Below are 24044 nucleotides of genomic sequence, written 5' to 3'. Positions count from 1 at the left end.
CGTGCCGAGCAGTGTCGCGCCGACGGCCAGCGCTGTGCGGAGTCTGGAAATGGGATTCCCCCCTGGGAGTTCGAAGCTCGGATCGCGCCCTGCGACCCACCCCGTTCGAGCCGGTCGAACAGCGGGCGGAGCGGATCATTCCACAGCGGACAGACCCCCGCCAACGCGGTTTTGACGCCCCGCCGGACGCCCCGCCCGACGCCGCGCCAAGGCTCCTGCGCACCCCATGGAACGGCCCCGGCACCGAGCACGGGGCTCGGCACCGGGGCCTCGGGTGAATCGTCGGCCGGCTGCGGTCAGTAGCGCTCGGCGCCGTAGTAGTCGACCACGAGGTGCACCGGCGCGTCGCTCGCGTTGTAGAAGAGGACGGTGTCCCCGCCCGTCGGGACCACGACCTGGTTCGAGATCGTCTCGCCCCGCAGGAAGTTGAGGTTGGACGTACCGGGCGCCGGGCCTCCCTGCGGGTACACCGTGAGGTGGCCCTCGGCGCCCGGCTCGGTGACCGTCACGTTCAGCGTCACGCCGGGCGGGTAGGACCCGTAGGACGGCCTGACCGCCAGCGTGCCCCAGGCCGGAACGGGCGCCGCCGGGTGCGAGTTGGGGCTTCCCTGGCCCACCCGGGTGTCCATCACCCGCCGCGGCCCGCCCGGGTGGAAGGCGAGTCGGCCCTCGGTGCCGAAGTACCCGGCGAGGTCCGCGACCAGGTGGACCGTCCCGGCGGAGTGGTTGTAGAAGGACACCTTGCCGTCCTTCACCGGTACCGTCACCAGGTTGGCGACGGTACGCCCGGGCGTCCAGTTCAGGTTCGACGCGGTCGGCGCCGCGTCACCGTGCGGGTAGACGGTGAGGTGGCCGCCCTGGGCCGGGTCCACGGCCGTGACGTTCATCGTCACCGCCGTCACCCCGCTCGCGGGCACCCCGGCCGCACCGGTCACCGGCAGGTCGATCGTGCCGTACGCCGGGACGGCCTGTGCCGACGGCACCCCGACCGCCTCCCGGGTGTCCAGCAGCCGTGCCGGACCCTGCGGATGGAACAGGGAGCCCCTTGGACCGCGGCGCGCGGATTCCCGACGGTCGTCCGTACCCGCCCGGAGCAGGAAGTCGGACCGGCCGACTTCCTGCTCCAAGGAGGAGCCGCTCAGCGGCCCGGGCGGACGGTGATGTCGGTGATCTCGGCGTCGCGCGGCAGGTCCAGGGCGGTGAGCAGGGCCTTCACCACGGACTCGGGGGCGATCCAGCGCTCGGCGTCGTAGTCCCGGCCCTCCTGCTGGTGGACCTTCACCTGCATCGCGGTGGCGACCCGGCCCGGGTAGACCGAGGTGACCCGGACGCCGTTGCCGTGCTCCTCCTGGCGCAGCGCGTCGGCGAGCGCCTTCAGGCCGTGCTTGCTCGCCGCGTACGCCGACCAGTCGCCGTGCGCGTTGAGGCCGGCGCCCGAGTTGACGAACACCACGTGCCCCTTGACCAGCCGCAGCGAGGGCAGCAGCAGGCGGGTGAGCTCGGCGGGGGCGACCAGGTTGACGTTCAGGGTCTCCTGCCAGGCCTTGACCGGCAGCTCGCCGACCGGGCCCAGCTCGACGACGCCCGCGATGTGCAGCAGGGAGTCCAGCTCGACGGGCAGCTCCTGGTGGCCGAAGGCCCAGGAGAGCTTGGCCGGGTCCCCGAGGTCGCCGACCAGGGTGCGGGCGGTGGGGAACCGCTCGCGCAGCTGGGCGGCCCGGCGGGCGTCGCGGGCCAGCAGCCAGAGGTCGTCCCCGCGTTCGGCGAGTCGCTCGGCGAGGACGGCGCCGATGCCGGAGCCCGCGCCGGTGATCAGATGTGCAGCCATGGTCCTGATCCTCTCAGGCCGCGGTCTTGAGCTGCTCGAACACCTCGGCGGGAGTCTCCGCGAAGCCGATCAGCTCGCCGAGCGGGCGCGGCAGGAAGCCCTCCGCGTCCATCCGCTCCAGCTGGGTCCGCAGGCCCGCGTAGAAGCCCTCGGTGTCGAGGACGACCACCGGCTTGTCGTGCAGCGCGTGCTTCTTGAGCTCCAGCACCTCGGTGACCTCGTCCAGCGTGCCGAGGCCGCCGACCAGGACGACGACGGCGTCGGCCCGCATCAGCAGCTGCGCCTTGCGCTCGGCGAGGTCCCGGGTGGTGATCAGCTCGTCCGCGCCCTGGTACGCCTTGTGCCGCAGCAGCTCCACGGACACCCCGACCAGCCGGCCGCCGGCGGCCTTCACCCCGTCCGCGAGCAGCCCCATCAGCCCGGCGTTCGAGCCGCCCCAGACCAGCGTGTGCCCACCCTCCCCGAGCAGCCGGGCGAACTCGGCGGCGGGGGCGGTGTAGCGGTCGTCGAGGGAGTACGCGGAACAGAAGACAGAGATATTCATAGTGCTCCCCGGTCTATCACGCACCCGGGATTTCTCCGACCGGCTTTTCGCCTCGAGTGCGCGACCCCGCGCCGGGTTGTCGGGGCACCCCGGGTTCAGTCGGCCGCCCGCCAGGGGGCCAGGGCGGTGTCGGTGGCCGCCTGGAGGGCGGTGTGGAGGTCCGCGGGGGTGGCGGGGTGGCCGGTGGTGTCGAGGAGGGCCTGGAGGGCGCCGGTGATGGCCCCGATGAAGGCGCCCGTGAGGGCGCCGGCGGCGACCGGGTCCAGACGGTCGGGGAACGCGTCGGCCAGCTGCCGCGCGATCTCCTGCTGGGCGTCGAGCTGGATCTGCAGGGCGCGGCCGCGCACGGCGGGCACGGTCCGGATCAGCCGCAGGCGCAGCGCCGCCAGCGGGCTGACCAGGTCGTCGCCGGCCTCCGGGACCGCACCCAGGGCCCGCAGCAGCACCTCGGCCGGGCCCTCGGCCGGGGCACGGGAGGCGATGGCGTCACGGACGGCCTGGACGCGGGCGTCGGACTCCGGGAACAGCAGCTCTTCCTTGCTGGCGAAGTAGCCGAAGAACGTGCGGGTGCCGATCTCGGCCGCCGCGGCGATGTCGGCGACCGTCGTCTCGTCATAACCCCGGCGCTCGAACAGCTCTGTCGCCGCGTCGACCAGGGCTTGGCGGGTGCGGGCGCGCTTGCGGTCGCGGAGGGACATGCCGGGCAGTTTACCGCACACGGCGCATGGATGCACTGAGTGCAAAATTGCATCTATTGCCTATCTGCACTGAGTGCATCTATGGTCGGGGCATGACTCCGCGCAGCGTGCTCATCTCCGGGGCCGGCATCGCCGGCCCGACCCTGGCCTACTGGCTGGCCCGTCACGGATTACGCCCGACCGTCGTGGAGAAGTCCCAGGGCCTGCGCTCCAGCGGCAACCCGGTCGACGTCCGCGGCCCGGCCCTCCCCGTCGCCGACGCCATGGGCGTCCTGCCGCAGCTGCGCTCGGCCGCCACCCGCGTGACCGCGATGCGGCTGCTGAACGCCTCCGGGCGCGAGGTCGCCCGGGTGCGCATGCCCGGGAGCCGTGGCGGTGCGCAGGAACGGCAGGAGGTCGAGGTGCCGCGCGGCGACCTGGCCGCCGTGCTGTACGCGGCCGCCCGAGACGAGGCCGAGTTCCTCTTCGACGACACCGCCACCGAGCTGCGCCAGGACGGGCACGGCGTGGACGTCACGTTCGAACGCGCGCTGCCGCGCCGCTTCGACCTGGTGATCGGCGCGGACGGGCTGCACTCCACCGTGCGGCGCCAGGTCTTCGGCCGTGAAGGCGACTTCGTCCGCCCCACCGGCCTCTACGTCGCCACCATGCCCCTCGACCCGCCCGGAGAACGGGCGGACCACCCGCAGGAGGTGCTCCTCTACAACGCGCCGGGGCGACTGGTCTCCGTACACCCCTCCCGGGACAGGCCGCTGGCCGCCTTCGTCTTCCGCCGGCCGGACATCACGGCCTTCGACCACCGCGACACCGACCTGCACAAGCGCATCGTGGCCGAGTCCCACGCCGGTCTCGGCTGGCGCGTCCCCCAACTGCTCGACCGACTCCGCCAAACCGACGACCTCTACTTCGACGCCGTCAGCATCGTCGACCTCCCCTCGTGGTCGCGGGGCCGCATCGCCCTGCTCGGCGACGCCGCCTCCTGCGTGTCCCTCCTGGGGGACGGCTCCAGCCTCGCCATGGCCGGGGCGCACACCCTGGCCGAGTCGCTGGCCGCGCACCCGGCCGACCATGCCGCCGCCTTCGCCCGTTACGAGACGGCCCACCGGGCCCGCGTGGCGCCCAGACAGCGCGGCGTCGGGCGCGCGGCGGCCCTGCTCGTTCCCCGGACCCGGCTCGGCCTCGCCGCCCGCAACCTCGCCGCCCGGCTCTGGCCCGGGGGGCTCTGAGGCGGGAGCACCAGTCCGGACCGGGCCGCACGCCCGGTCACCGGCCGACCGTTCCTCAGCCGCTCCTCAGCCGGGGAGGGGCCGGGTGCGTGCCATGACCAGGGCGGCCCGGCCCGCCGACACGTCGGACTACGCCGGGACGGCCGGGCGCGCGGTGGTGGCGATGGTGGCGGAGCCGACGACGCGGGTGCCGTCGTAGAGCACCACCGCCTGGCCGGGCGCGATGCCGCGCACCGCGGAGTCGAGGGCGACCCGCAGCTCGCCGTCGACGACCGAGGCGGTCACCGGGACCTCCTCGCCGTGGGCGCGCAGCTGGGCGGTGTAGCGGCCGTCCGCCGCCGGGGACCCGCCGCACCAGCGGGGGCGGATCGCCGTGAGCGCCGTCACGTCCAGGCCCTCGACCGGGCCGACCGTGACGGTGTTGTTCACCGGCGAGATGTCCAGCACGTACCGCGGCTTGCCGTCGGCGGCCGGGCGGCCGATCCGCAGGCCCTTGCGCTGGCCGATGGTGAAGCCGTACGCGCCGTCGTGCTCGCCGAGCTTGGTGCCGTCCGCGTCGAGGATGTCGCCGGTGGCGGTGCCGAGGTGCTTGGCCAGGAAGCCCTGGGTGTCGCCGTCGGCGATGAAGCAGATGTCGTGGCTGTCCGGCTTCTTGGCGACGGCCAGGCCGCGCCGCTCGGCCTCCTCGCGGATGACGTCCTTGGTGGTGTCGCCGAGCGGGAACAGCGAGTGGGCGAGCTGGTCGGCGTCGAGCACCCCGAGGACGTAGGACTGGTCCTTGGCCGCGTCCACCGCCCGGTGCAGTTCGCGCGAACCGTCCGGCAGGTCGACGATCCGGGCGTAGTGGCCGGTGCAGACGGCGTCGAAGCCGAGCGCGATCGCCTTGTCCAGCAGCGCGGCGAACTTGATCTTCTCGTTGCAGCGCAGGCAGGGGTTGGGGGTGCGGCCGGCCGCGTACTCGGCGACGAAGTCGTCGATCACGTCCTCGCGGAAGCGCTCGGCGAGGTCCCAGACGTAGAACGGGATGCCGATCACGTCGGCGGCGCGGCGGGCGTCCCGGGAGTCCTCGATGGTGCAGCAGCCGCGGGCGCCGGTCCGGAAGGACTGCGGGTTGGCGGACAGCGCCAGGTGCACGCCGGTCACCTCGTGCCCCGCTTCGGCCGCGCGGGCGGCGGCGACGGCGGAGTCCACCCCGCCGGACATCGCCGCGAGCACGCGCAGGCGGCCAGTGGACGGAGCGGTCGGGGCACCCGGGAAGTCAGTCATGATGCCAACAAGAGTACGTGGTCGCGCCGGGCGCCCGGCCGGGGTTTACCGGGCGCGGGCGGCCGCCGCGAGGCCGGCCCGGCGGGCCCGCTGGACGGCCGGCTCGATGGCCGCGGCGAGCGCCGCGACGTCGTCCCGGGTGGAGGTGTGGCCGAGCGAGAACCGCAGCGAGGCGCGGGCCAGCAGCGGGTCGACGCCCATCGCCAGCAGCACGTGGCTGGGCTGCGGCACCCCGGCCGAGCAGGCCGAGCCGGTGGAGCACTCGATGCCCTGGGCGTCGAGCAGCATCAGCAGCGCGTCGCCCTCGCAGCCGGGGAACGAGAAGTGCGCGTTGGCGGGCAGCCGGCCCTCGGGCGACGGGTCGCCGTTGAGCACCGCGTCGGGGACGGCGGCCAGCACCGTGGCGACCAGCTCGTCGCGCAGCAGACCGGACGCGACGGCGTGCTCGGCCCGCCGCTCGACGGCGATCGCCGCGGCGGCCGCGAAGCCCGCGGCGGCGGGTGCGTCCAGGGTGCCGGAGCGCACGTCGCGCTCCTGGCCGCCGCCGTGCAGCAGCGGGACGGGCGCGGCGCCGCGCGACAGCAGCAGCGCGCCGATGCCGTAGGGGCCGCCGATCTTGTGGCCGGTGACGGTCAGTGCGGTCAGCCCCGACTCGGCGAAGGAGACCGGTACCTGACCGAGCGCCTGCACCGCGTCGGCGTGCATCGGAATGCCGTACTCGGCGGCCACGGCGGCGAGTTCGACGACCGGCTGGACGGTGCCGACCTCGTTGTTGGCCCACATCACTGTGACCAGCGCGACCGTGGACGGATCCCGCTCGACGGCCTCGCGCAGCGCTGCCGGGTGCACCCGGCCGAGGCCGTCGACGGGCAGGTACTCGACGGTGGCGCCCTCGTGCTCGGAGAGCCAGTGCACCGCGTCCAGCACCGCGTGGTGCTCGACCGGGCTGCACAGCACCCTGGTCCGGGCCGGGTCGGCGTCGCGCCGGGCCCAGTACAGGCCCTTGACGGCGAGGTTGTCGGACTCGGTGCCGCCGCCGGTGAGGACGATCTCGCTGGGTCGGGCGCCGAGCGAGTCGGCCAGCGACTCGCGGGACTCCTCGACCACCCGGCGGGCCCGGCGGCCGGACGCGTGCAGGGAGGAGGCGTTGCCGACGACCCCGAGGTGTGCCGTCATCGCGGCGATCGCCTCGGGCAGCATCGGCGTGGTCGCCGCATGGTCCAGGTATGGCATAACCATCCGATTGTAGAGGGCCACCGACAGGAGGTACGGCCATCGCGGCGATCCGGCCATTGCGCCGACTGCAACGCCCCGTTGGCCGGGAGGCACCCCGCCGTTGGCCTGCCGCCCGGGGAAGCGGTTAGCCTGACGCCCCACCGCAAATCGGCCGCAGAGGACAGGACTGGGGGCGGCATGTCGCAGTCGGTCGACCGCGCACTCACCATCCTCGGCTCGCTCGGCGACGGCCCGGTCACGCTGGAACAGGCGGCGACCCGGATCGGTGTGCACAAGTCCACGGCGCTGCGGCTGCTGCGCACCCTGGAGGAGCACGGCTTCGTCCACCGCCAGTCGGACCTGCGCTACCGGCTCGGCGGCCGGCTGCTCTCGCTCGCCCACCAGGCGCTGGAGGAGATCGACGTCCGCCAGGTCGCGGCGCCCTATCTGGCCTCGCTCAGCGAGCGCTGCGGCCACACCGTGCAGCTGGCCGTGCTGCAGGACGGCGAGGTGCTGTACCTGGACGAGCTGGCCGGCCGCGGCTCCCCCGCCCGGCCGTCCCGGATCGGGCGGCGCGCCCCGGCGACGGGCACCGCGATCGGCCGGGTGCTGCTGGCCGGCCTGCCGGAGGGGGAGGCCGGCGCGGAGGCCCTGACCGCGGAGCTGGCGGCCGTCCGCCGCCAGGGCTGGGCCGCCGAGTCGGCCGAGCACCGGGAGGCCGTGGCCTGCGTGGCCGCCCCGGTGGCGGGCAGCGGCGGGCGGACCATCGCGGCCTGCGCGATCAGCGCCCCGGCGGACCGGGTGGCCCCGGCCGAGCTGGCCCGGCTGCTGCCGGAGCTGCTCTGCACCGCCGAGGCGGTCTCGCTGGCGTACGGCGGCTCGCCTACTCCTCGCTGGTGCGAGAACCGTTGCGGTGCCAGGCCCGCGGCGCGCGCCAGCCGTACCTGAGGGCGCACATCCGCAGCACGAAGGCGGTCAGCGCGGCGGCCGTCCCGGTGACGGCGGTCAGGTGGTCGAGGCCGATGAGCAGCACCACCAGGGCCGAGCCGACCAGGGCGGGCACCGCGTAGATCTCCCGGTCCCAGCGCAGCAGCGAGGGGATCTCGCCGGCCAGCATGTCGCGCATCACGCCGCCGCCGGCCGCCGTCACCATGCCGAGCGCCACCGAGGAGACCGCGCCGAGCCCGAAGTCGTGGGCCTTCACCGTGCCGGTGACGCAGAACAGGCCGAGGCCGAGTGCGTCGAGGGTCTGCACGGCCCGGTTGATCCGCTCGACCTCCGGGTGCAGGAAGAAGACCACCAGGCCGGCCGCGAGCGGCGTGCTGAAGTAGCCGAGGTTGCTGAACGCCGCCACCGGCGTGGCCCCGATGACCAGGTCGCGCATCACCCCGCCGCCCAGCGCGGTCACCTCGGCCAGCACGCAGATGCCGAAGATGTCCATGTTCTTGCGCACGGCGAGCAGCCCTCCGGAGAGGGCGAAGACGAAGATTCCGATGAGGTCCAGGGTCTGCTGCACGTCGGAGGGGAAGATCTGCGAGGTCACCGGACAACTATGAACCCCGCGGAACCCTCCCCTCCGCCTGCGTCACGCGGAGGCCGCACCCCGTTACCCGGCGTTACCCGGGGTCGCGCGAATGCCACCCCGGGCCGGGCCGGCGCCACCCGGCCGCCACCCCGCCGTCACACCGCCGCCACCCCGCCGTCACACCGTGGCGAGCGGCTTCCCGCCCTCGGTCGCGCCCGGCGCGTTCTCCGGGAAGTGGCAGGCCACCTGGTGGCCGCTCTTCAGGGCGGTCAGCGGCGGCTCCTGGCTCGCGCAGACGTCCTGGGCCTTCCAGCAGCGGGTGCGGAACCGGCAGCCGCTCGGCGGGTTGATCGGGGACGGCACGTCGCCCTTGAGCAGGATCCGCTCGCGCTGCAGCCGCTGCTTGCGGCGCGGGTCGGGCACCGGCACCGCGGACATCAGGGCGTTGGTGTACGGGTGCATCGGGGTCTGGTAGAGCGAGTCCCGGTCGGCGATCTCGACGATCTTGCCGAGGTACATCACCGCGACCCGGTCGGACACGTGCCGGACCACCGAGAGGTCGTGCGCGATGATCAGGTACGTGAGGCCCAGCTCGCGCTGGAGGTCGTCGAGCAGGTTGACCACCTGCGCCTGGATGGAGACGTCCAGGGCCGAGACCGGCTCGTCCGCGACGATCATCTTCGGCCGCAGGGCGAGCGCCCGGGCGATGCCGATGCGCTGGCGCTGGCCGCCGGAGAACTCGTGCGGGTAGCGGTTGTAGTGCTCGGGGCTGAGCCCGCACAGCTCCAGCAGCTCCTGGACGGCCTTCTTCACCCCGCCCTCGGTCTGCACCTTCTGCAGCCGGAACGGCGCCCCGACGATGGTGCCCACGGTGTGCCGGGGGTTCAGCGAGGAGTACGGGTCCTGGAAGATCATCTGGATGTCGCGGCGCAGCGGCCGCATCGCACCGGCACCCAGGTGGGTGATGTCGGTGCCCTCGAACTCGACCTTCCCGCCGGTCGGCTCGTCGAGCCGGGTGACCAGCCGGCCCATGGTCGACTTGCCGCAGCCGGACTCGCCGACGACGCCCAGGGTCTCGCCGGGGTTGACCGTGAAGTCGATGCCGTCGACCGCCCGCACCGCGCCGCTCTGGCGCCGCAGCAGCCCGCTGTGGATCGGGAAGTGCCGGGTCAGGCCGGTCACCCGGAGCAGCGGCTCGCGGTCGGGGGCGGGTGCCGGCGCGGGCACCTTCTTCATGGGCTCGGGGGCCGCCGCCTGAGTGTCCGTCATCGGTTCTCTCCAGAATGGTGGTACGAAACCGGGCTCACAGCCGGGGCGCGATCTCTTCGGCGAAGATGCGGTGCCGGTCGGCGGCGGCGAGGTGGCACGCCGCGTGGTGCCCGGGGGCGGCCTCGGTCAGTACGGGGATGTCGCTGGTCGAGCGCCCGCCGGTCAGCTCGGCGTACGGGCAGCGCGGGTGGAAGGCGCAGCCGGACGGGACGTTGATCAGGCTGGGCGGGGTGCCCTTGACCGGCAGGAGCCGGTCCTGGAGCTCCCGGTCGAGGCGCGGCATCGAGCCCAGCAGGCCCCAGGTGTAGGGGTGTTCGGGCGCGTCGAAGAGGGTCTCGGCGGGCCCGCGCTCGATGCACTTGCCGCCGTACATGACGAGGATGTCGTCGGCGAGCTCGGCGACCACCCCGAGGTCGTGGGTGATGATGATGACGGCCGAGCCGAACTCCTGCTGGAGGTCGCGGATGAGGTCCAGGATCTGCGCCTGGACGGTGACGTCCAGCGCGGTGGTGGGCTCGTCGGCGATCAGCAGCGAGGGGTCGTTGACCAGCGCCATGGCGATCATGGCGCGCTGGCGCATGCCGCCGGAGAACTGGTGCGGGTAGTCGTCGACCCGGCGGTCGGGCTGCGGGATGCCGACCCGGTCGAGCATCTCGACGGCGCGGGCCCGGGCCTGCTTCCGGGTGGCCTGCGGGTGGTGCACCCGGTAGGCCTCGACGATCTGCGCCCCGACCGAGTAGTACGGGTGCATCGCGGTCAGCGGGTCCTGGAAGATCATCGCCAGCTGGCGGCCGCGCAGCTGCCGGACCCGCTCGGGCCCGGCCGCGATGAGCTCCTCGCCGTCCAGGTGGATCTCGCCGCTGATCCGGGCCCGCTTGGAGCGGTGCAGGCCCATGATGCCGAGCGAGGTGACGGACTTGCCGGAGCCGGACTCGCCGACGATGCCGAGCGTGCGGCCCTTGTGCAGGTCGAAGCTGACCCCGTCGACCGAGCGGACCAGGCCGTCGTCGGTGTCGAAGTGGATCCGCAGGTCCCGCACCGAGAGGAACGGGTCCCCGGTCGGGGCGGCCACGGGCGCCGGGGTCTTCTGGAGCTCGGTCACGACAGCCTCACCCGGGGGTCGACAGCGGCGTACAGGAGGTCGACCACGAGGTTGCAGACGACGATGAAGAAGGCGGCGAGCAGGGTGACGCCGAGGATCTTCGGCAGGTCGTTGTCGGCGATCGCGGAGACCGCGAAGGCGCCGACACCCTGGAGCGAGAACACCTGTTCGGTGATCAGGGCGCCGCCGAGCAGCAGGCCGAGGTCCATGCCGAAGATGGTGACGACCGGGGTGAGCGCGGAGCGCAGCCCGTGCCGCACGACCACCTTGCGTTCGACCAGGCCCTTGGCCCGGGCGGTGCGGATGTAGTCCTCGCTCATCGTCTCCAGCATTCCGGCGCGGGTGAGCCGGGCGTAGAGGGCGGAGTAGAGGAAGGCCAGCGAGATCCACGGGAGGATCAGGTTGCGGGCCCACATCAGCGGGTCGTCGGTGAAGTTGACGTACTGCAGGTTGTCCAGGATCGGCCACTCGTAGCTGAAGAGCGTGAGCAGCAGGGCGCCGGTGAAGAAGACCGGAAGCGAGACGCCGGCCAGCGCGATGCCCATGGAGAGCCGGTCGAAGATCGACTTCGGCTTGAGCGCGGAGATGACACCGGTGGTGACGCCGGAGACCAGCCACAGCACCGCGGCACCGACGGCCAGCGAGAGCGTGATCGGGATGCGCTTGGTCAGCTCGGGCCAGACCTCAAGGTGGTTCTTGAAGGAGTAGCCGAAGCAGGGCACGTGGCAGGTGGCCGCGTCCGGACCGAACTTGTACTCGGCCCCGGTGACCAGCGCCTTCAGGAAGCGCCCGTACTGGACGTAGATCGGCTGGTCGAAGCCGAGGTTCTTCTTGACCGCCGCTACCGCTTCGGGTGACGGGTTCTTCCCGATGTACTGCGTGGCCAGCTGGTCGGTGGTCTCGCCGGCCAGGCGCGGCAGCAGGAAGAAGATCGCGAAGGTGACCGCGCTGACCACCAGCAGCAGCACCACGGCCGCGAGCGTCCTGCGGAGGATGTAGGCAAACACAGTTGGGCGGCTCCGGCGGCCCGCCGCCGTCCGGGATCTTCCGGACGGCGGCGGGCGCCGCTGCCTTCACCTGCCTTCAGGGATGCGGAGCCAGGCTCTTACTTGGTCGTACCGATGTTCAGGTAGTCGTACTCGCCCGAGAAGGCCGAGGTGGAGACGACGTTGGTGGCGGTGTCCGAGCGGTACAGGAACACCTTGAAGTAGGTCAGCGGGACGTAGACCGCCTGCTCCATGACCTTCTTGTCGATCTCCGCGTAGATCTTCTCGCGGGCCGCCTTGTCGGTGGTGACGGCGGCGTCGTCGATCAGCTTGTTGATCGCCGGGTCGTTCAGCGAGGCCAGGTTGTTGTTACCGGCCTCCTTGATGGCGCGGCCGTCGACGATCTGCTGCAGGAAGCCGTAGCCGGTCGGCCAGTCGGCGCCCCACTGCATCATCATCAGGCCGATGTTCTTCTCCTTGTTCTTCGCCGGCACGCCGACGTTGTCGGAGAGGTACTTGCCCTGCGGGAACTGCTGGATCTCGGCGTTGATGCCGACCTTCTTCAGCGCGGCCTGGATCGAGGTCGCGGCGGCGATCTCGGTGGCGCGCTCGGTGCGGGCGCTCAGGACGGTGTTGAAGCCGCCCTCCTTGCCGCAGGCCTTGAGGGCCTCCTTGGCCTTGGCCTCGTCGCCCTTGTTGTCCTTGGTCGCGTACAGGTTGATGTCCTGGTGGCCCGGGATGTCCGCCGGGAGCACCGAGTTGGCGATCTGGCCGCGGATCGGGCCGCCGACCGCGGTCTGCACCGAGACCTTGTCGATCGCGTACTGGACGGCCTTGCGGCACTCGACGTTGTCGAACGGCGCGACGTGGCTGTCGATCGCGGTGTAGACCAGACGGCCGCCGTAGGCGTTGTCGGTCTTGGCCTTGAGCTTCGGGTTCTGCAGGATCTGCGCCTGGGTCTGCGGGTCGACGCCGCCGCCGACGAGGTCCACCTGGGCGTTGCCGGCCAGCAGGTCCTTGTCGATGGTGGACTGCTCGATGTTCATCTTGAGCAGGATCTTGTCCGCGAGCTGCTTGCGGATCGGGTCGGACTTCGGGTCCCAGTTGGTGTTCGGCACCAGCGTGAGCTGCTTGCCGTCCTCGTAGGACTCGAACTTGTACGAGCCCGAGGCGAGCGGGTGCTTGACGTAGTCGGCGCCCTTGTCCTTGTCCTTCGGGACCGGCACGGTCTGCGGGGCGGAGACCAGGTAGTCGAAGTCCGCGAAGGCGTGCTTCAGGTGGAAGACGACGGTCAGGTCGTCCGGCGTCTCGATGGACTTCAGGTCGCCGGTCGCGTCCTTGTACGGCCCCTCGTAGGGGGTCGGGTTGTCGACCAGCAGCTCCTTGAAGTACGTCGGACCGTTGGAGAACACGTCCGGCGCGAAGTTGGAGCGCTCCACCGCGTACTTCACGTCCTTGGACGTGATCGCGCTGCCGTCCTCGTACTTCAGGCCCGCGCGCAGCTTGTACGTCCAGGTCAGGCCGTCCGCACTGGGCTGGCCCACCGACTCGGCGAGGTCCGGGACCAGCTTGTTGCCCTCGTCGCCGGCGCCCGGCGCGAAGGTCGTCAGCGAGCGCCCGTACAGGCGCGAGAAGTTGTAGATGTAGGCGTAGTACGTGTTGCCCGGGTCCAGGGAGTCCGGGGTGCCCTTCATCTCGTAGGTGACCGTCCCGCCCTTCTTGTCCGAGGCGTTGACGATGCCCTTGGTGGCCGCGTCGGCGCCGCCACCGGCAGCGGCCGAGGAGGACGAGTTGTCCCCGCTCTTGGAGGAACCGGAGGAACAGCCGGTGACGACCAGGACAGCGGCGGCGGCCACTGCGGTCAGCGCGACGGTACGGGACCTGCGCATGGTGAGATCAACCCCTTGAGGAGTGGTGGCGGATCGGAAACCCTGACGTTGCGTCAGTTGCTCTTGGGATCGAGGGCGTCACGCAGCCCGTCGCCGAGCAGGTTGAAGGCGAGGACGGTGAGGAAGATCGCCATACCCGGGACCACCATGTACTGGGGGTCCACCTGGTAGTACTTGATCGCGTCGTTGAGCATCCCGCCCCAGGAGGCCTGCGGGGCCTGGATGCCGACGCCGAGGAAGCTGAGGCCCGCCTCGAAGAGGATGTTGGTCGGGATCAGCAGGGTCGAGTAGACCAGGATCGGACCGACCAGGTTGGGCAGCAGCTCCTTGAACAGGATGAACGGGCCGCGGGCGCCCAGGCTGCGGGCGGCGTAGACGAACTCGCGCTCGCGCAGCGAGAGCGTCTGGCCTCGCACGATCCGGCCCATGTAGGGCCAGTTGAAGAAGCCGATCACGAAGATCAGCACCATGATGTGCAGCGGGAGGCCGTGCAGGCCGAACGCGCCGCCCTGGAGCGAGGCGGAGATCGCGATGGCGAAGAGCAGCAGCGGGAACGCCAGGAAGACGTCCATCACCCGGCTGATCAGGTTGTCCACCCAGCCGCCGTAGTAGCCGGCCATCACGCCGAGCACGGTGCCGATGGTGTTGGAGAGCAGCGTCGCGCCGAAGGCGACGAGCAGGGAGACCCAGGAGCCCTCGATGATCCGGGAGAGCAGGTCACGGCCCTGCAGCGGGTCCACGCCGAGCGGGTGGTCCGCGCTCATCCCGCCCCAGTCGCCCATCGGCAGTCCGCCGAGGTTGGCGTCGAGCAGGTCCTGGTTGAGCGCGTCGGGGTCCAGGTCGAGGAGCGACTCGATCGGCCTGGCCAGCACGGCGAGCAGGATCAGCAGGATCACCACGATGCCGCCGGCGACGGCGGCCTTGTCCCGCTTGAAGCGGATCCAGGCGATCTGGCCGAGCGAACGGCCCTCGATCTTCTTGGCCGGGATCGCGGCGGCTGCTGCCCCCGGTTCGGTTCCGGCGGTCTTGACGGGTGCGGTCATGGTCAGTTCGGTCCCCTCGCCGACGGTGGCCGGCCCACGGGTGCCGGTCGCCGGTTCGGCGGTACGGCTGGTGCGGACGTGCGGAGGTGCAGATGCGGAAGTGCAGGTGCGGGTACGGGTGTTCACAGCGGTACGGCGTGCTGGGTCCTGCGGCCGCGCGGGATGGGCATCACGAGGCTCAAGCGGTCCGCCTGCGCGTTCACCTTCGTGGGGCTGCAAGTACGCGCGGTGCGTTGCGCAGAACTCTCTGCCATCCGAACTGGCTTGCGCCAGCCCTGACAACCGAGAGAAACCCAACTGTGATCTGTCGGCATGCACCTCCTGACCTTCGGCATATCCCTCTTCACACAGCTGTTACATGCATGTCAAGGGGGAGGGCGGCACCGGCTGAAAAATCGTCCGGAAAACGCGGGAAGCCGATCCGACATATCGTCAGATCGGCTTCTCTGATGGGATTACAGCCCTCGGCTGGGATTCCGAAGGGATGCGGCCTGGAGGACCCCGGACAGGGCCTAGCGCCCCGGGTATCCCGGCCAGGGCTGCTGCGGCGGCGGCTGCTGCCCCGGCCAGCCCGGACCGGGCGGCTGGGTGCCGTAGCCGTAGCCCGGCCCCGCCTGCGAGGCGTACGGCGGCGGCGGCACCGGCGGGTAGGGCGCCTGCGGACGGCCCTGCACCGACGCCTCACGGTCGTAGAACGGCCGCGCGTTGGCGCGCATCCAGAGCGCCACCGGGTCGTACTCGTCCCCCATCGCCACCGTCGAGACCGCCAGGCCCTCCGGCGCCACCGCGATCGCCCGCTGCATCAGCGCCCGGACGGCCTCCACGGTCGGGGGCGAACTCTCGTACAGCTCGAGACCGATGGCCAGATACGGTTCGCCCACGGAGGGCTGCACCCAGGCCCGGCGCAGCGCCTTGACCGCGCGCACCTCGCCCGCCTGCCGCTCCAGCAGCGCGAAGAACTGCTGCGCCGGCACCTGCGGTTCGCTCAGTCTCAGCGGCCCGGCCGGCAGCCGGTCCAGGCCCGCCGCGATCCGCCGCAGGTCCGCCCACGGCACCCCGACCCCGCCGCCCGGCGCATGCGGATTCAGCCACAGGCCCCAGCGGGTGCGGTACAGCGAGGCGGCGATCTCCCGGCCGGAGATCACCTCGTGCGCCCGCGCCCAGCCGGACGCGGCCAGCTGCTCGGGCGAGGTGACGGCCGGCGCGTAGCCGTGGCCGCTGATCTCCATGTTTCCGTACTGGGCGTCCTGGCTGCCGGGCGTGCCGTGCCAGAGCAGCATCCAGACCTGGCCCGCGGCGAGCGCCTGCAGCAGCGCCTCGTACGCCTCGTAGCGCTCCGGACCGACCTCGCGCAGGGCGCGCTCCAGCGCACCCGGATCCGCGCCGGGGCGCCCGGCGGAGGACTGGCCCCAGGGCCCCGGTGCACCGCCCGCTACCGCTCCCGCACTCATGCGCCCACCTCGCTGCGCCTCTTCTTCTCTCACCTGCCGCCGGCCCGGCGGGTGTCTGCACGCACCCTATGGGGCGCCACCGACCGCCGCCACGCCGACGTGCCTACAAGGGGCCCTCCTCCCCCGTGGCGGGTGAGGAGGGACGCGTCACATCCGGGCGTAGAACGGCCGGACCCGGTTGAGCATCCACTCGACGACGGGATCGTCCGCGAGGTCGAGCAGTACGAGGTGGACGCCCCCGGGCAGCGGCGCGGTTCCCAGCGCGCGGCCGAGCGCCTCGTTCACGGCGGCCGGTGCGACCGGGGCGCCCTGGTCCAGCTGCACGCCGATGAACATCACCGTCGGCTCGCCCTCGACGCTGGCCAGCGCGCGGCGGGCGGTCAGCACCCCGGGCAGGACGGCCAGCTCGGCCCGGCAGGCGGCCAGGAAGGCCTCCGGGTCCTCGCCCGCCACCGGCTCCCGCAGCGCCACCCGGCCGCCGGTCGGCCCGTCCGGGGCCTCCCAGCGGTCCTCGCGCGGGCCGCGCCGCAGCTCCGCCACGCCCTGCGGCGGGACGGGGATGCCGACCGGCGCCTCGGGGTTCACCGCGATGCCCACGCCGAGCGGCAGGCCCCGGGCGAACTCCCAGACCGGCGCGACCGCGAAGGCCATCCCGGGCGCCTGCCGCAGGAACACCTCCTGCGAGGAGAACACCGGCACGTAGGGGTCGCCGGCCAGCTCGATCGTCGGCAGGTCCAGCGCCTGGCCCTGCGGGTCGGCCCCGGACGGCAGCGGGATCCACACCTGGCTGCGGGCGAGCACCTCGAACACCCGGGGGGTCGCGCCCGGATCACCGAGCGCGGCGCTGAGCACCTGCTCCAGCTCGTTGGCCGGCCATCCGCCGCCCGGTGGCGCCGCCTCCGGGCCGCCCCACCCCTGCTGCTGCTCCACCGGGTACCCCATGCGCCCTGTACCGCCCTACTGGCTCGTCGACGCGTGCAGCCTAGCGCCCCGCGGACGAGCCGAAGGGGCGCGCCGGTGCCGAAAGCGAAGAGCGACAAGCGACCGACCAAGGAGGGAGCGCCGCAGCGATGAACGTCGACGCCGGGTCCGAGCGCCCCGGAGGCGAGTCGGGCGCCAGGCGAAGGGGCCCTCCCCCTCCCCCCTCTCCCGCGTGGGGCACAGACGTGCCATGATGTGCGCGTCTCCGCGTGTTTTCCGCCGGAGGCCCCTAACTCCATACCGGCCGCTCGAACCCGCGCGGGAGAGCCCGGAGTACCCCGAGAGGCGGTACAGCCGGCGCCGAAGGAGCAAGTCCTCCCCGGAATCTCTCAGGCACCCCTACCGCACGGGTTAGGCACATCTGGAAAGCGGAACACGGCCCTGCCGTGCGCCCACCCACGGTGCAAGCCGCCATGCTGTCCTGTTAGCTGTAAGAGCTGCGGGCCCGCGTGCGGTGAAGCTCTCAGGTTCGACGACAGATGGGGAGGCCCTGCCGCCGCATGCCCGCGCGCAGGCCGTGCCCCCGAGCGGGACCGGTCCGGCGTGCGCACCCCTGAGTGCCCAGACCGAGGAGTTCCAGGCCATGTCGTCCCTCCGCCTCACCGCGCTCGACGCGCTGCACCGCGCCCTCGGCGCGACGATGACCGACTTCGCCGGCTGGGACATGCCGCTGCGCTACGGCAGCGAGCGCGAGGAGCACCTCGCCGTCCGCACCAAGGCCGGTCTGTTCGACCTCTCCCACATGGGCGAGATCACCATCACCGGCCCGCAGGCCGGCGAGATGCTGGACCACGCGCTGGTCGGCTTCGTCTCCGCGCTCGGCGTGCTGCGCGCCCGCTACACCATGATCTGCGCCGAGGACGGCGGCATCCTGGACGACCTGATCGTCTACCGCCTGCGCGAGGACGCCTTCCTGGTCGTCGCCAACGCCTCCAACGCCCAGCTGGTCCTGGACGAGCTGATCGGCCGCGCCAAGGGCTTCGACGCCGTCGTCACCGACGACCGCGACACCTACTCGCTGGTCGCCGTCCAGGGCCCCGAGGCCACCGCGATCCTGGCCGCCACCACCGACGCCGACCTGGCCGGCCTCAAGTACTACGCGATCCTCCCGGCCCAGGTGGCCGGCCGCGAGGTGCTGCTGGCCCGCACCGGCTACACCGGCGAGGACGGCTTCGAGATCTTCTGCGCCCCCGGCGACGCCGAGCGGATCTGGACGGCGCTGACCGAGGCCGGTTCGGACCGCGGTCTGATCGCCTGCGGCCTGTCCTGCCGCGACACGCTGCGCCTGGAGGCCGGCATGCCGCTGTACGGGCACGAGCTCTCCACCGAGCTGACCCCGTTCGACGCGGGCCTGGGCCGGGTGGTGCGCTTCGACAAGACCACCAACGAGGGCGCGTTCATCGGCCGCAAGGCGCTGGAGAAGGCCGCCGCCGAGGCCGAGGCCAACCCGCCGCGGGTGCTGGTCGGCCTGGTCTCCGAGGGCAAGCGCGTCCCGCGCGCCGAGTACACCGTGGTCTCCGCGGACGGCGAGCCGATCGGCCGGATCACCTCCGGCGCGCCCTCCCCCACCCTGGGCAAGCCGATCGCGATCGCCTACGTGGACGCGGCGCACTCCGCCCCGGGCACCACCGTCGCGGTGGACGTGCGCGGCAAGCACGAGCCGGTCCAGGTCGTGGCGCTGCCCTTCTACAAGCGCGCCCGCTGATCCACCGGCGCGCCCGCTGAGGCTGGTTTCCGGCGGGCCCGCCGAGGCCTGGTTTCCGGCCCGCACATTTCCACAGATCATCGTCGAAGCCGTCCGCCCGGCGGCCCGCTTCGCCGTACCCGCTTCCCATCCTGGAGAATGACGCCATGAGCAACCCCCAGCACCTGCAGTACACCAAGGAGCACGAGTGGCTGACCGCCGCCGAGGCCGGTGTCTCGACGATCGGCATCACCAAGCACGCGGCCGACGCCCTCGGTGACATCGTCTACGTGCAGCTTCCCGAGGTCGGTGACACGGTGACCGCGGGTGAGACCTGTGGCGAGCTCGAGTCCACCAAGTCGGTCAGCGACCTGTACTCGCCGGTCACCGGTGAGGTCGTCGAGGCCAACCAGGCCGTTCTCGACGACTTCTCGCTGGTCAACAGCGACCCCTTCGAGGGCGGCTGGCTGTTCAAGGTGCGCGTCGAGGCGACCGACGAGCTGCTGAGCGCCGACGAGTACGACGCCATCATCAACCCGGCCTGAGCCACCGCCGGGGCGGCCGCAGCGCGGCGGCCGCCCCGCCCCGCCGGCCCGCCCTCCCTCCTCCCCTGGGAAGACCACACCATGACGGTTCTGAACCAGTCCCTGCACGCTCTCGACCCCGAGATCGCCGCCGCGGTCGACGCCGAGCTGCACCGCCAGCAGACCACCCTGGAAATGATCGCCTCCGAGAACTTCGCCCCGGTGGCGGTCATGGAGGCCCAGGGCTCGGTGCTGACCAACAAGTACGCCGAGGGCTACCCCGGCCGCCGCTACTACGGCGGCTGTGAGCACGTCGACGTGGCCGAGCAGATCGCCATCGACCGGATCAAGGCCCTGTTCGGCGCCGAGTACGCCAACGTCCAGCCGCACTCCGGCGCGCAGGCCAACGCCGCCGCGATGTTCGCGCTGATCCAGCCGGGCGACACCATCCTGGGCCTGAGCCTGGCCCACGGCGGCCACCTGACCCACGGCATGAAGATCAACTTCTCGGGCAAGCTCTACAACGTGGCCGCGTACCACGTCGACGAGAAGACCAACCGGGTCGACATGGACGAGGTCGAGCGCCTCGCCAAGGAGCACCAGCCGAAGCTGATCATCGCCGGCTGGTCCGCCTACCCGCGCCAGCTCGACTTCGCCGCGTTCCGCCGGATCGCCGACGAGGTCGGCGCCCTGCTGATGGTCGACATGGCGCACTTCGCCGGCCTGGTCGCCGCCGGTCTGCACCCCAACCCGGTGCCGTACGCGGACGTGGTCACCACCACCACCCACAAGACCCTGGGCGGTCCGCGCGGTGGCGTCATCCTCGCCAAGGCCGAGTACGCCAAGAAGATCAACTCCGCGGTCTTCCCCGGCCAGCAGGGCGGCCCGCTGGAGCACGTGATCGCCGCCAAGGCCGTGGCCTTCAAGGTCGCCGCCTCGGAGGAGTTCAAGGAGCGCCAGCAGCGCACCCTGGACGGCGCCCGCATCCTGGCCGAGCGCCTGCTGCAGGCCGACGTCGCCGAGGCCGGCGCCTCGGTGCTGTCCGGCGGCACCGACGTCCACCTCGTCCTGGTCGACCTGCGCAACAGCGAGCTGGACGGCCAGCAGGCCGAGGACCGCCTCCACGAGGTCGGCATCACGGTCAACCGCAACGCCATCCCGAACGACCCGCGCCCGCCGATGGTCACCTCCGGCCTGCGGATCGGCACCCCGGCCCTCGCCACCCGCGGCTTCCAGGCCGAGGACTTCCGCGAGGTCGCCGACGTCATCGCCGAGGCCCTCAAGCCGGCCTTCGACGAGACCGTCGCCGCCGCGCTGAAGGCCCGGGTCTCCGCGCTCGCCGCGAAGTACCCGCTCTACCCGAACCTCTAGTTCGGCCACAGGTGACCGGGCTCACCCCGCCGGGCCACCTGGGATTCCGGGGCACCGCGCACACTGGACAGTGCGCGCGGTGCCCCGATCCGTGTCCACCCCGCTTGTCCTTCCACGAGACCAGACAAGGACGTCCCCCGTGGCCATCAGCGTCTTCGACCTCTTCTCCATCGGCATCGGCCCCTCGAGCTCCCACACCGTCGGCCCGATGCGCGCGGCCCGGATGTTCGCCCGTCGGCTGAAGTCCGAGGGCCTGCTGGCCGAGGTCACCGCCGTCCGCGCCGAGCTGTTCGGCTCGCTCGGCGCCACCGGCCACGGCCACGGCACCCCGAAGGCCGTCCTGCTGGGCCTGGAGAACAACTCACCGCGCACGGTCGACGTCGACCAGGCCGACGTGGACGTCGAGCGGATCACCGCCGAGAAGCGCCTGCGGCTGCTGGGCACCCACGCCATCGACTTCGACCCCGACACCCAGCTGATCCTGCATCGCCGCCGGTCGCTGCCGTACCACGCCAACGGCATGACGATCTGGGCGTTCGGCGCCGACGGCTCGACGCTGCTGGAGAAGACCTACTACTCGGTCGGCGGCGGCTTCGTGGTGGACGAGGACGCGCTGGGCGCGGACCGGGTCAAGCCCGACGACACCGCCCTGAAGTACCCCTTCCGCACCGGCGACGAGCTGCTGCGGCTCAGCCGGGAGACCGGCCTGTCGATCTCCGGCCTGATGCTGGAGAACGAGAAGGCCTGGCGCTCGGAGGAGGAGATCCGCACCGGCCTGCTGGAGATCTGGCGGGTCATGCAGGAGTGCGTCCGGGCCGGTATGTCCCGCGAGGGCATCCTCCCCGGCGGCCTGAAGGTGCGCCGCCGGGCGGCCTCGGGCGCCCGCGCCCTGCGCGCGGAGGGCATCGGTCCGGCCAACGCCATGGAGTGGGTCACCCTCTACGCGATGGCCGTCAACGAGGAGAACGCCTCCGGCCGCCGCGTGGTCACCGCCCCCACCAACGGTGCGGCCGGCATCATCCCCGCCGTCCTGCACTACTACCTGAACTTCATCCCGGGCGCCGACGACGACGGCATCGTCCGCTTCCTGCTCGCCGCCGGGGCGATCGGCATGCTCTTCAAGGAGAACGCCTCCATCTCCGGCGCCGAGGTCGGCTGCCAGGGCGAGGTCGGCTCCGCCTGCTCGATGGCCGCCGGCGGCCTCGCCGAGGTGCTCGGCGGCAGCCCCGAGCAGGTCGAGAACGCCGCCGAGATCGGCATCGAGCACAACCTCGGCCTCACCTGCGACCCGGTCGGCGGCCTGGTCCAGATCCCCTGCATCGAGCGCAACGGCATGGCCTCCGTGAAGGCCGTCACGGCCGCCCGGATGGCCCTGCGCGGCGACGGCCGCCACCACGTCTCCCTCGACAAGGCGATCAAGACCATGAAGGAGACCGGCGCGGACATGAAGATCAAGTACAAGGAGACCTCCCGCGGCGGCCTCGCCGTCAACGTCATCGAGTGCTGATCCAGCCGACGGTGTGAGGGTCCCTACCGGCCCCGGAATCCCGCCCCGCAGCGCCCGATGCAAGCGGGCGCTGCGGGGCGGGTGCACCCAAGAGCAGCTCCCCGTCCCGGCGTCTACGAGACGCCCGTGCGCGCGGCCAACTCCCGCACCCCGGGCACCGTCACCGGCGCGTACAGCAGGTCCGCCGTCAACGCCCGCAGCGCTGGTCGGCGCACCTCCTCAGGCGCCACCTGCTCCGTGAACCGCAGAGCCGTGAACGTTCGGCGGTGGTCGCCGAGGTGGTGCCACATGCGGGCGCAGTCCGTGCCGAACCGGGCCCGTCGCTCCGCAGTCGGCAGCTGCCCCGGCACGATCCGCGCAGCGTACGGAACCCCCTCGTCGGGAGTGCCGAGCGCTGTGTGCACGCCGATCCAGTACAGGTCCAGTTGCGCGGTGGTGGCGTCGACTGTGAACAGCGGGGTGCTCGGCATGACAGTGCCGCCGAGGCTGCCGACCGCGTCCTCGGCGCCCGCCATCAGGTCGAGGGCGTCGCCGCGGCGCCGGCCGCACGCGGCAGTGTAGGCGGCCGTCATCAGCAGCGTCGCTGCCACAGCCCTGGACACTCCGTCCCGCTCCTGTCCGAGCGAGGCCGCCGTGCGCCGCAGTAGGTCGACCGCGGCAGCCGGTCGGCCCGCGCGCCGCATCGTGATCGCCAGGACCCGGGCCGCCTCCCCCTGCACCACCGGATCACCGCTGGCCCGAGCTGCCGCGAGAGCCCGGTCCGCAGCCGGCCAGGCCACATCCGCATGCCCCTTCAGCGCGAGTTCCGTAGCCAGCACCCAGGCTCGGGCCGCGCAGGCGTTCGCCTCCTCTCGGGCCCCGCCCGAGAGGGCGTCGCGGGTCGCCTGGGCCGTGCCCAACAGGGTGGGCAGCGTCTCGCCGAGGTCCGCGTAGCGTGCCGCCGTGAAGTGGGTGCGCGCCGACGCCAGCGCCCGGCCGAGCTGCGGCAGAGACGTGGGCGCCGACACCGCGGGCTCGTACAACGCCCCGACGATCCGGGCCGACGCATCCGGACGCGAGGCAGAGGCAGAGGCAGCCGTCGACGAAAGCGCCGACGCCCCCACCGCCGCCGCGCCGGCCACGAGCAGCTGCCTGCGGAGCATGGCGTCCTCCTGATCCGGGGTCACATCCGCCGCCAGGGTAGCCCGTCGGCCCACTCCGATGGCGTCACGCGACAGGTCCAGCGCCTGGGCAATCAGCAGCAGCGGCTGCTCGGCCGGCCGCAGCAACCCCGCCTCCACCCGGCTGATCGCAGACGCCGAGTACCCACACGCCCGGCCCAGCTGAGCCTGAGTCATCCGCTGTGCACACCGGGCGGCCCGGATGACCGTCCCGGCAGCACCGCAGTGCTGCCCTTCCGCTGACAGGCACGACGAAGCGCTCCCGCCCGGACTTCCGGGCGGGAGCGCGTTGTGTTCAGCGGGCCTTCGGCTCCGGTGTCCTGGGCTTCCACGTAGGCGAGCTGTTCGTGGTCAGGCCCCTCCAAAGGACGCTCCACGCCAAGGATTTTGATGGTCACTCAGCCCGCCTACATCGAGTGGATGCTCCCCCGGGGCCCCCGCAGCGTGGCCGTGCCCGGCTGCAACTCCTGCGGCAGGCCCACTCCTGGCGCGTACCCGACGACGCCACCGAGACCGCCCTGCTCCTCCTCAGCGAGCTGGTCACCAACGCCTGCCGCCACGCCTGCGCCCCGCGCGACCGCCTCATCGGCGTTCGCTTCGCCTTCTCGTCGGGCGAACCGCTCCGGGTCGAGGTCACCGACGCCAACCCGGCCCTTCCCGATCCCCGCCAGGCCGGGCCCGAGGACGAGAACGGCCGCGGCCTGGAGCTGGTCGAGGCCCTCGCCACCGCCTGGGGCGTCGAGCTCAAGCCGTAGCGGGCGGTCGGCACACCGGC

Annotated in this window: 22 protein-coding genes and 1 riboswitch; of the genes, 7 read left to right on the top strand and 15 right to left on the bottom strand. The window is 72.3% G+C overall.

Features of this window, described 5'->3' with window-relative positions:
* Nucleotides 1-296: 296 nt before the first annotated feature.
* The 4 genes from ACIGZJ_RS08485 to ACIGZJ_RS08470 all read right to left on the bottom strand — a co-directional run bounded on the left by ACIGZJ_RS08485 (nt 297) and on the right by ACIGZJ_RS08470 (nt 3070).
* Nucleotides 297-983 carry a hypothetical protein gene (locus ACIGZJ_RS08485; protein ID WP_396456527.1) on the bottom strand — a complete coding sequence of 229 codons (687 nt, stop codon included), beginning with the start codon at nt 981-983 and terminating at the stop codon, nt 297-299.
* 155 nt (nt 984-1138) lie between these two features.
* Nucleotides 1139-1828, bottom strand: a complete 690-nt coding sequence (locus tag ACIGZJ_RS08480; protein WP_396456526.1) for an SDR family oxidoreductase — start codon at nt 1826-1828, stop codon at nt 1139-1141.
* Between the two features lie 13 nt (nt 1829-1841).
* Nucleotides 1842-2372, bottom strand: a complete 531-nt coding sequence (locus tag ACIGZJ_RS08475) for a TIGR00730 family Rossman fold protein (protein WP_396456525.1) — start codon at nt 2370-2372, stop codon at nt 1842-1844.
* A 95-nt stretch (nt 2373-2467) separates the two neighbouring features.
* The gene (locus ACIGZJ_RS08470) at nt 2468-3070 is read right to left on the bottom strand and encodes a TetR/AcrR family transcriptional regulator (protein ID WP_396456524.1); all 603 of its coding nucleotides are present in this window, start codon (nt 3068-3070) and stop codon (nt 2468-2470) included.
* 92 nt (nt 3071-3162) lie between these two features.
* Here ACIGZJ_RS08470 and ACIGZJ_RS08465 point away from each other — a divergent pair, with 92 nt between their 5' ends.
* Entirely contained in the window at nt 3163-4296 is a 1134-nt protein-coding gene (locus ACIGZJ_RS08465) for an FAD-dependent monooxygenase (protein ID WP_396456523.1), read from the top strand.
* A 129-nt stretch (nt 4297-4425) separates the two neighbouring features.
* Here the strand turns inward: ACIGZJ_RS08465 and mnmA are convergent, their stop codons facing one another.
* Complete coding sequence (mnmA, locus tag ACIGZJ_RS08460) at nt 4426-5562, bottom strand: tRNA 2-thiouridine(34) synthase MnmA (protein WP_396456522.1); 1137 nt, start codon at nt 5560-5562, stop codon at nt 4426-4428.
* Nucleotides 5563-5607: 45 nt separating this feature from the next.
* Nucleotides 5608-6795 (bottom strand): cysteine desulfurase family protein, encoded by a 1188-nt coding sequence (locus ACIGZJ_RS08455; protein WP_396456521.1) that lies wholly within the window; start codon nt 6793-6795, stop codon nt 5608-5610.
* Between the two features lie 180 nt (nt 6796-6975).
* On the opposite strand from ACIGZJ_RS08455, the gene ACIGZJ_RS08450 reads away from it, so the two are divergent.
* A complete protein-coding gene (locus tag ACIGZJ_RS08450) occupies nt 6976-7725 on the top strand; it encodes an IclR family transcriptional regulator (protein ID WP_396456520.1) in 750 nt (249 codons plus the stop codon).
* Here ACIGZJ_RS08450 and ACIGZJ_RS08445 read toward each other — a convergent pair.
* From ACIGZJ_RS08445 to ACIGZJ_RS08410, 8 genes are all read right to left on the bottom strand, one after another.
* The gene (locus tag ACIGZJ_RS08445) at nt 7661-8320 is read right to left on the bottom strand and encodes a trimeric intracellular cation channel family protein (protein WP_396456519.1); all 660 of its coding nucleotides are present in this window, start codon (nt 8318-8320) and stop codon (nt 7661-7663) included. The two genes, ACIGZJ_RS08450 and ACIGZJ_RS08445, sit on opposite strands and share 65 nt — an antisense overlap.
* Before the next feature lie 159 nt (nt 8321-8479).
* The gene (locus ACIGZJ_RS08440; RefSeq protein ID WP_396456518.1) at nt 8480-9571 is read right to left on the bottom strand and encodes an ABC transporter ATP-binding protein; all 1092 of its coding nucleotides are present in this window, start codon (nt 9569-9571) and stop codon (nt 8480-8482) included.
* Nucleotides 9572-9605: 34 nt separating this feature from the next.
* Nucleotides 9606-10673, bottom strand: a complete 1068-nt coding sequence (locus tag ACIGZJ_RS08435) for an ABC transporter ATP-binding protein (RefSeq protein ID WP_396456517.1) — start codon at nt 10671-10673, stop codon at nt 9606-9608.
* Nucleotides 10670-11680 (bottom strand): ABC transporter permease, encoded by a 1011-nt coding sequence (locus ACIGZJ_RS08430; protein ID WP_396456516.1) that lies wholly within the window; start codon nt 11678-11680, stop codon nt 10670-10672. The genes ACIGZJ_RS08435 and ACIGZJ_RS08430 overlap by 4 nt, the downstream gene beginning before the upstream one ends.
* Before the next feature lie 98 nt (nt 11681-11778).
* Nucleotides 11779-13548 (bottom strand): ABC transporter substrate-binding protein, encoded by a 1770-nt coding sequence (locus ACIGZJ_RS08425; protein ID WP_396456515.1) that lies wholly within the window; start codon nt 13546-13548, stop codon nt 11779-11781.
* A gap of 53 nt (nt 13549-13601) precedes the next feature.
* Nucleotides 13602-14591 carry an ABC transporter permease gene (locus ACIGZJ_RS08420; protein ID WP_396456514.1) on the bottom strand — a complete coding sequence of 330 codons (990 nt, stop codon included), beginning with the start codon at nt 14589-14591 and terminating at the stop codon, nt 13602-13604.
* A gap of 512 nt (nt 14592-15103) precedes the next feature.
* Nucleotides 15104-16042, bottom strand: coding sequence for an enhanced serine sensitivity protein SseB C-terminal domain-containing protein (locus ACIGZJ_RS08415; protein WP_396456513.1), 939 nt, complete (start codon nt 16040-16042; stop codon nt 15104-15106).
* Nucleotides 16043-16189: 147 nt separating this feature from the next.
* Nucleotides 16190-16972, bottom strand: coding sequence for an enhanced serine sensitivity protein SseB (locus ACIGZJ_RS08410; protein ID WP_396456512.1), 783 nt, complete (start codon nt 16970-16972; stop codon nt 16190-16192).
* Nucleotides 16973-17272: 300 nt separating this feature from the next.
* Nucleotides 17273-17378: riboswitch (glycine riboswitch) on the top strand.
* Nucleotides 17379-17606: 228 nt separating this feature from the next.
* Between ACIGZJ_RS08410 and gcvT the strand changes: the two genes are divergently transcribed.
* From gcvT to ACIGZJ_RS08390, 4 genes are all read left to right on the top strand, one after another.
* On the top strand, nt 17607-18728 hold the full coding sequence (gene gcvT / locus ACIGZJ_RS08405) for a glycine cleavage system aminomethyltransferase GcvT (RefSeq protein ID WP_396456511.1): 1122 nt from the start codon (nt 17607-17609) through the stop codon (nt 18726-18728).
* A gap of 146 nt (nt 18729-18874) precedes the next feature.
* Nucleotides 18875-19252 (top strand): glycine cleavage system protein GcvH, encoded by a 378-nt coding sequence (gene gcvH / locus ACIGZJ_RS08400; protein WP_396456510.1) that lies wholly within the window; start codon nt 18875-18877, stop codon nt 19250-19252.
* Between the two features lie 81 nt (nt 19253-19333).
* Complete coding sequence (gene glyA / locus ACIGZJ_RS08395) at nt 19334-20602, top strand: serine hydroxymethyltransferase (RefSeq protein WP_387945312.1); 1269 nt, start codon at nt 19334-19336, stop codon at nt 20600-20602.
* A 139-nt stretch (nt 20603-20741) separates the two neighbouring features.
* Entirely contained in the window at nt 20742-22109 is a 1368-nt protein-coding gene (locus ACIGZJ_RS08390) for an L-serine ammonia-lyase (RefSeq protein WP_396456509.1), read from the top strand.
* 113 nt (nt 22110-22222) lie between these two features.
* Here the strand turns inward: ACIGZJ_RS08390 and ACIGZJ_RS08385 are convergent, their stop codons facing one another.
* Entirely contained in the window at nt 22223-23473 is a 1251-nt protein-coding gene (locus ACIGZJ_RS08385; protein ID WP_396456550.1) for a helix-turn-helix domain-containing protein, read from the bottom strand.
* A gap of 212 nt (nt 23474-23685) precedes the next feature.
* On the opposite strand from ACIGZJ_RS08385, the gene ACIGZJ_RS08380 reads away from it, so the two are divergent.
* A complete protein-coding gene (locus tag ACIGZJ_RS08380; protein ID WP_396456508.1) occupies nt 23686-24024 on the top strand; it encodes an ATP-binding protein in 339 nt (112 codons plus the stop codon).
* Nucleotides 24025-24044 lie beyond the last annotated feature (20 nt).

This window comes from Kitasatospora sp. NPDC052868, from assembly GCF_044547105.1.
Lineage (GTDB): Bacteria > Actinomycetota > Actinomycetes > Streptomycetales > Streptomycetaceae > Kitasatospora.
This window is presented reverse-complemented; position numbering and strand designations above follow the sequence as displayed.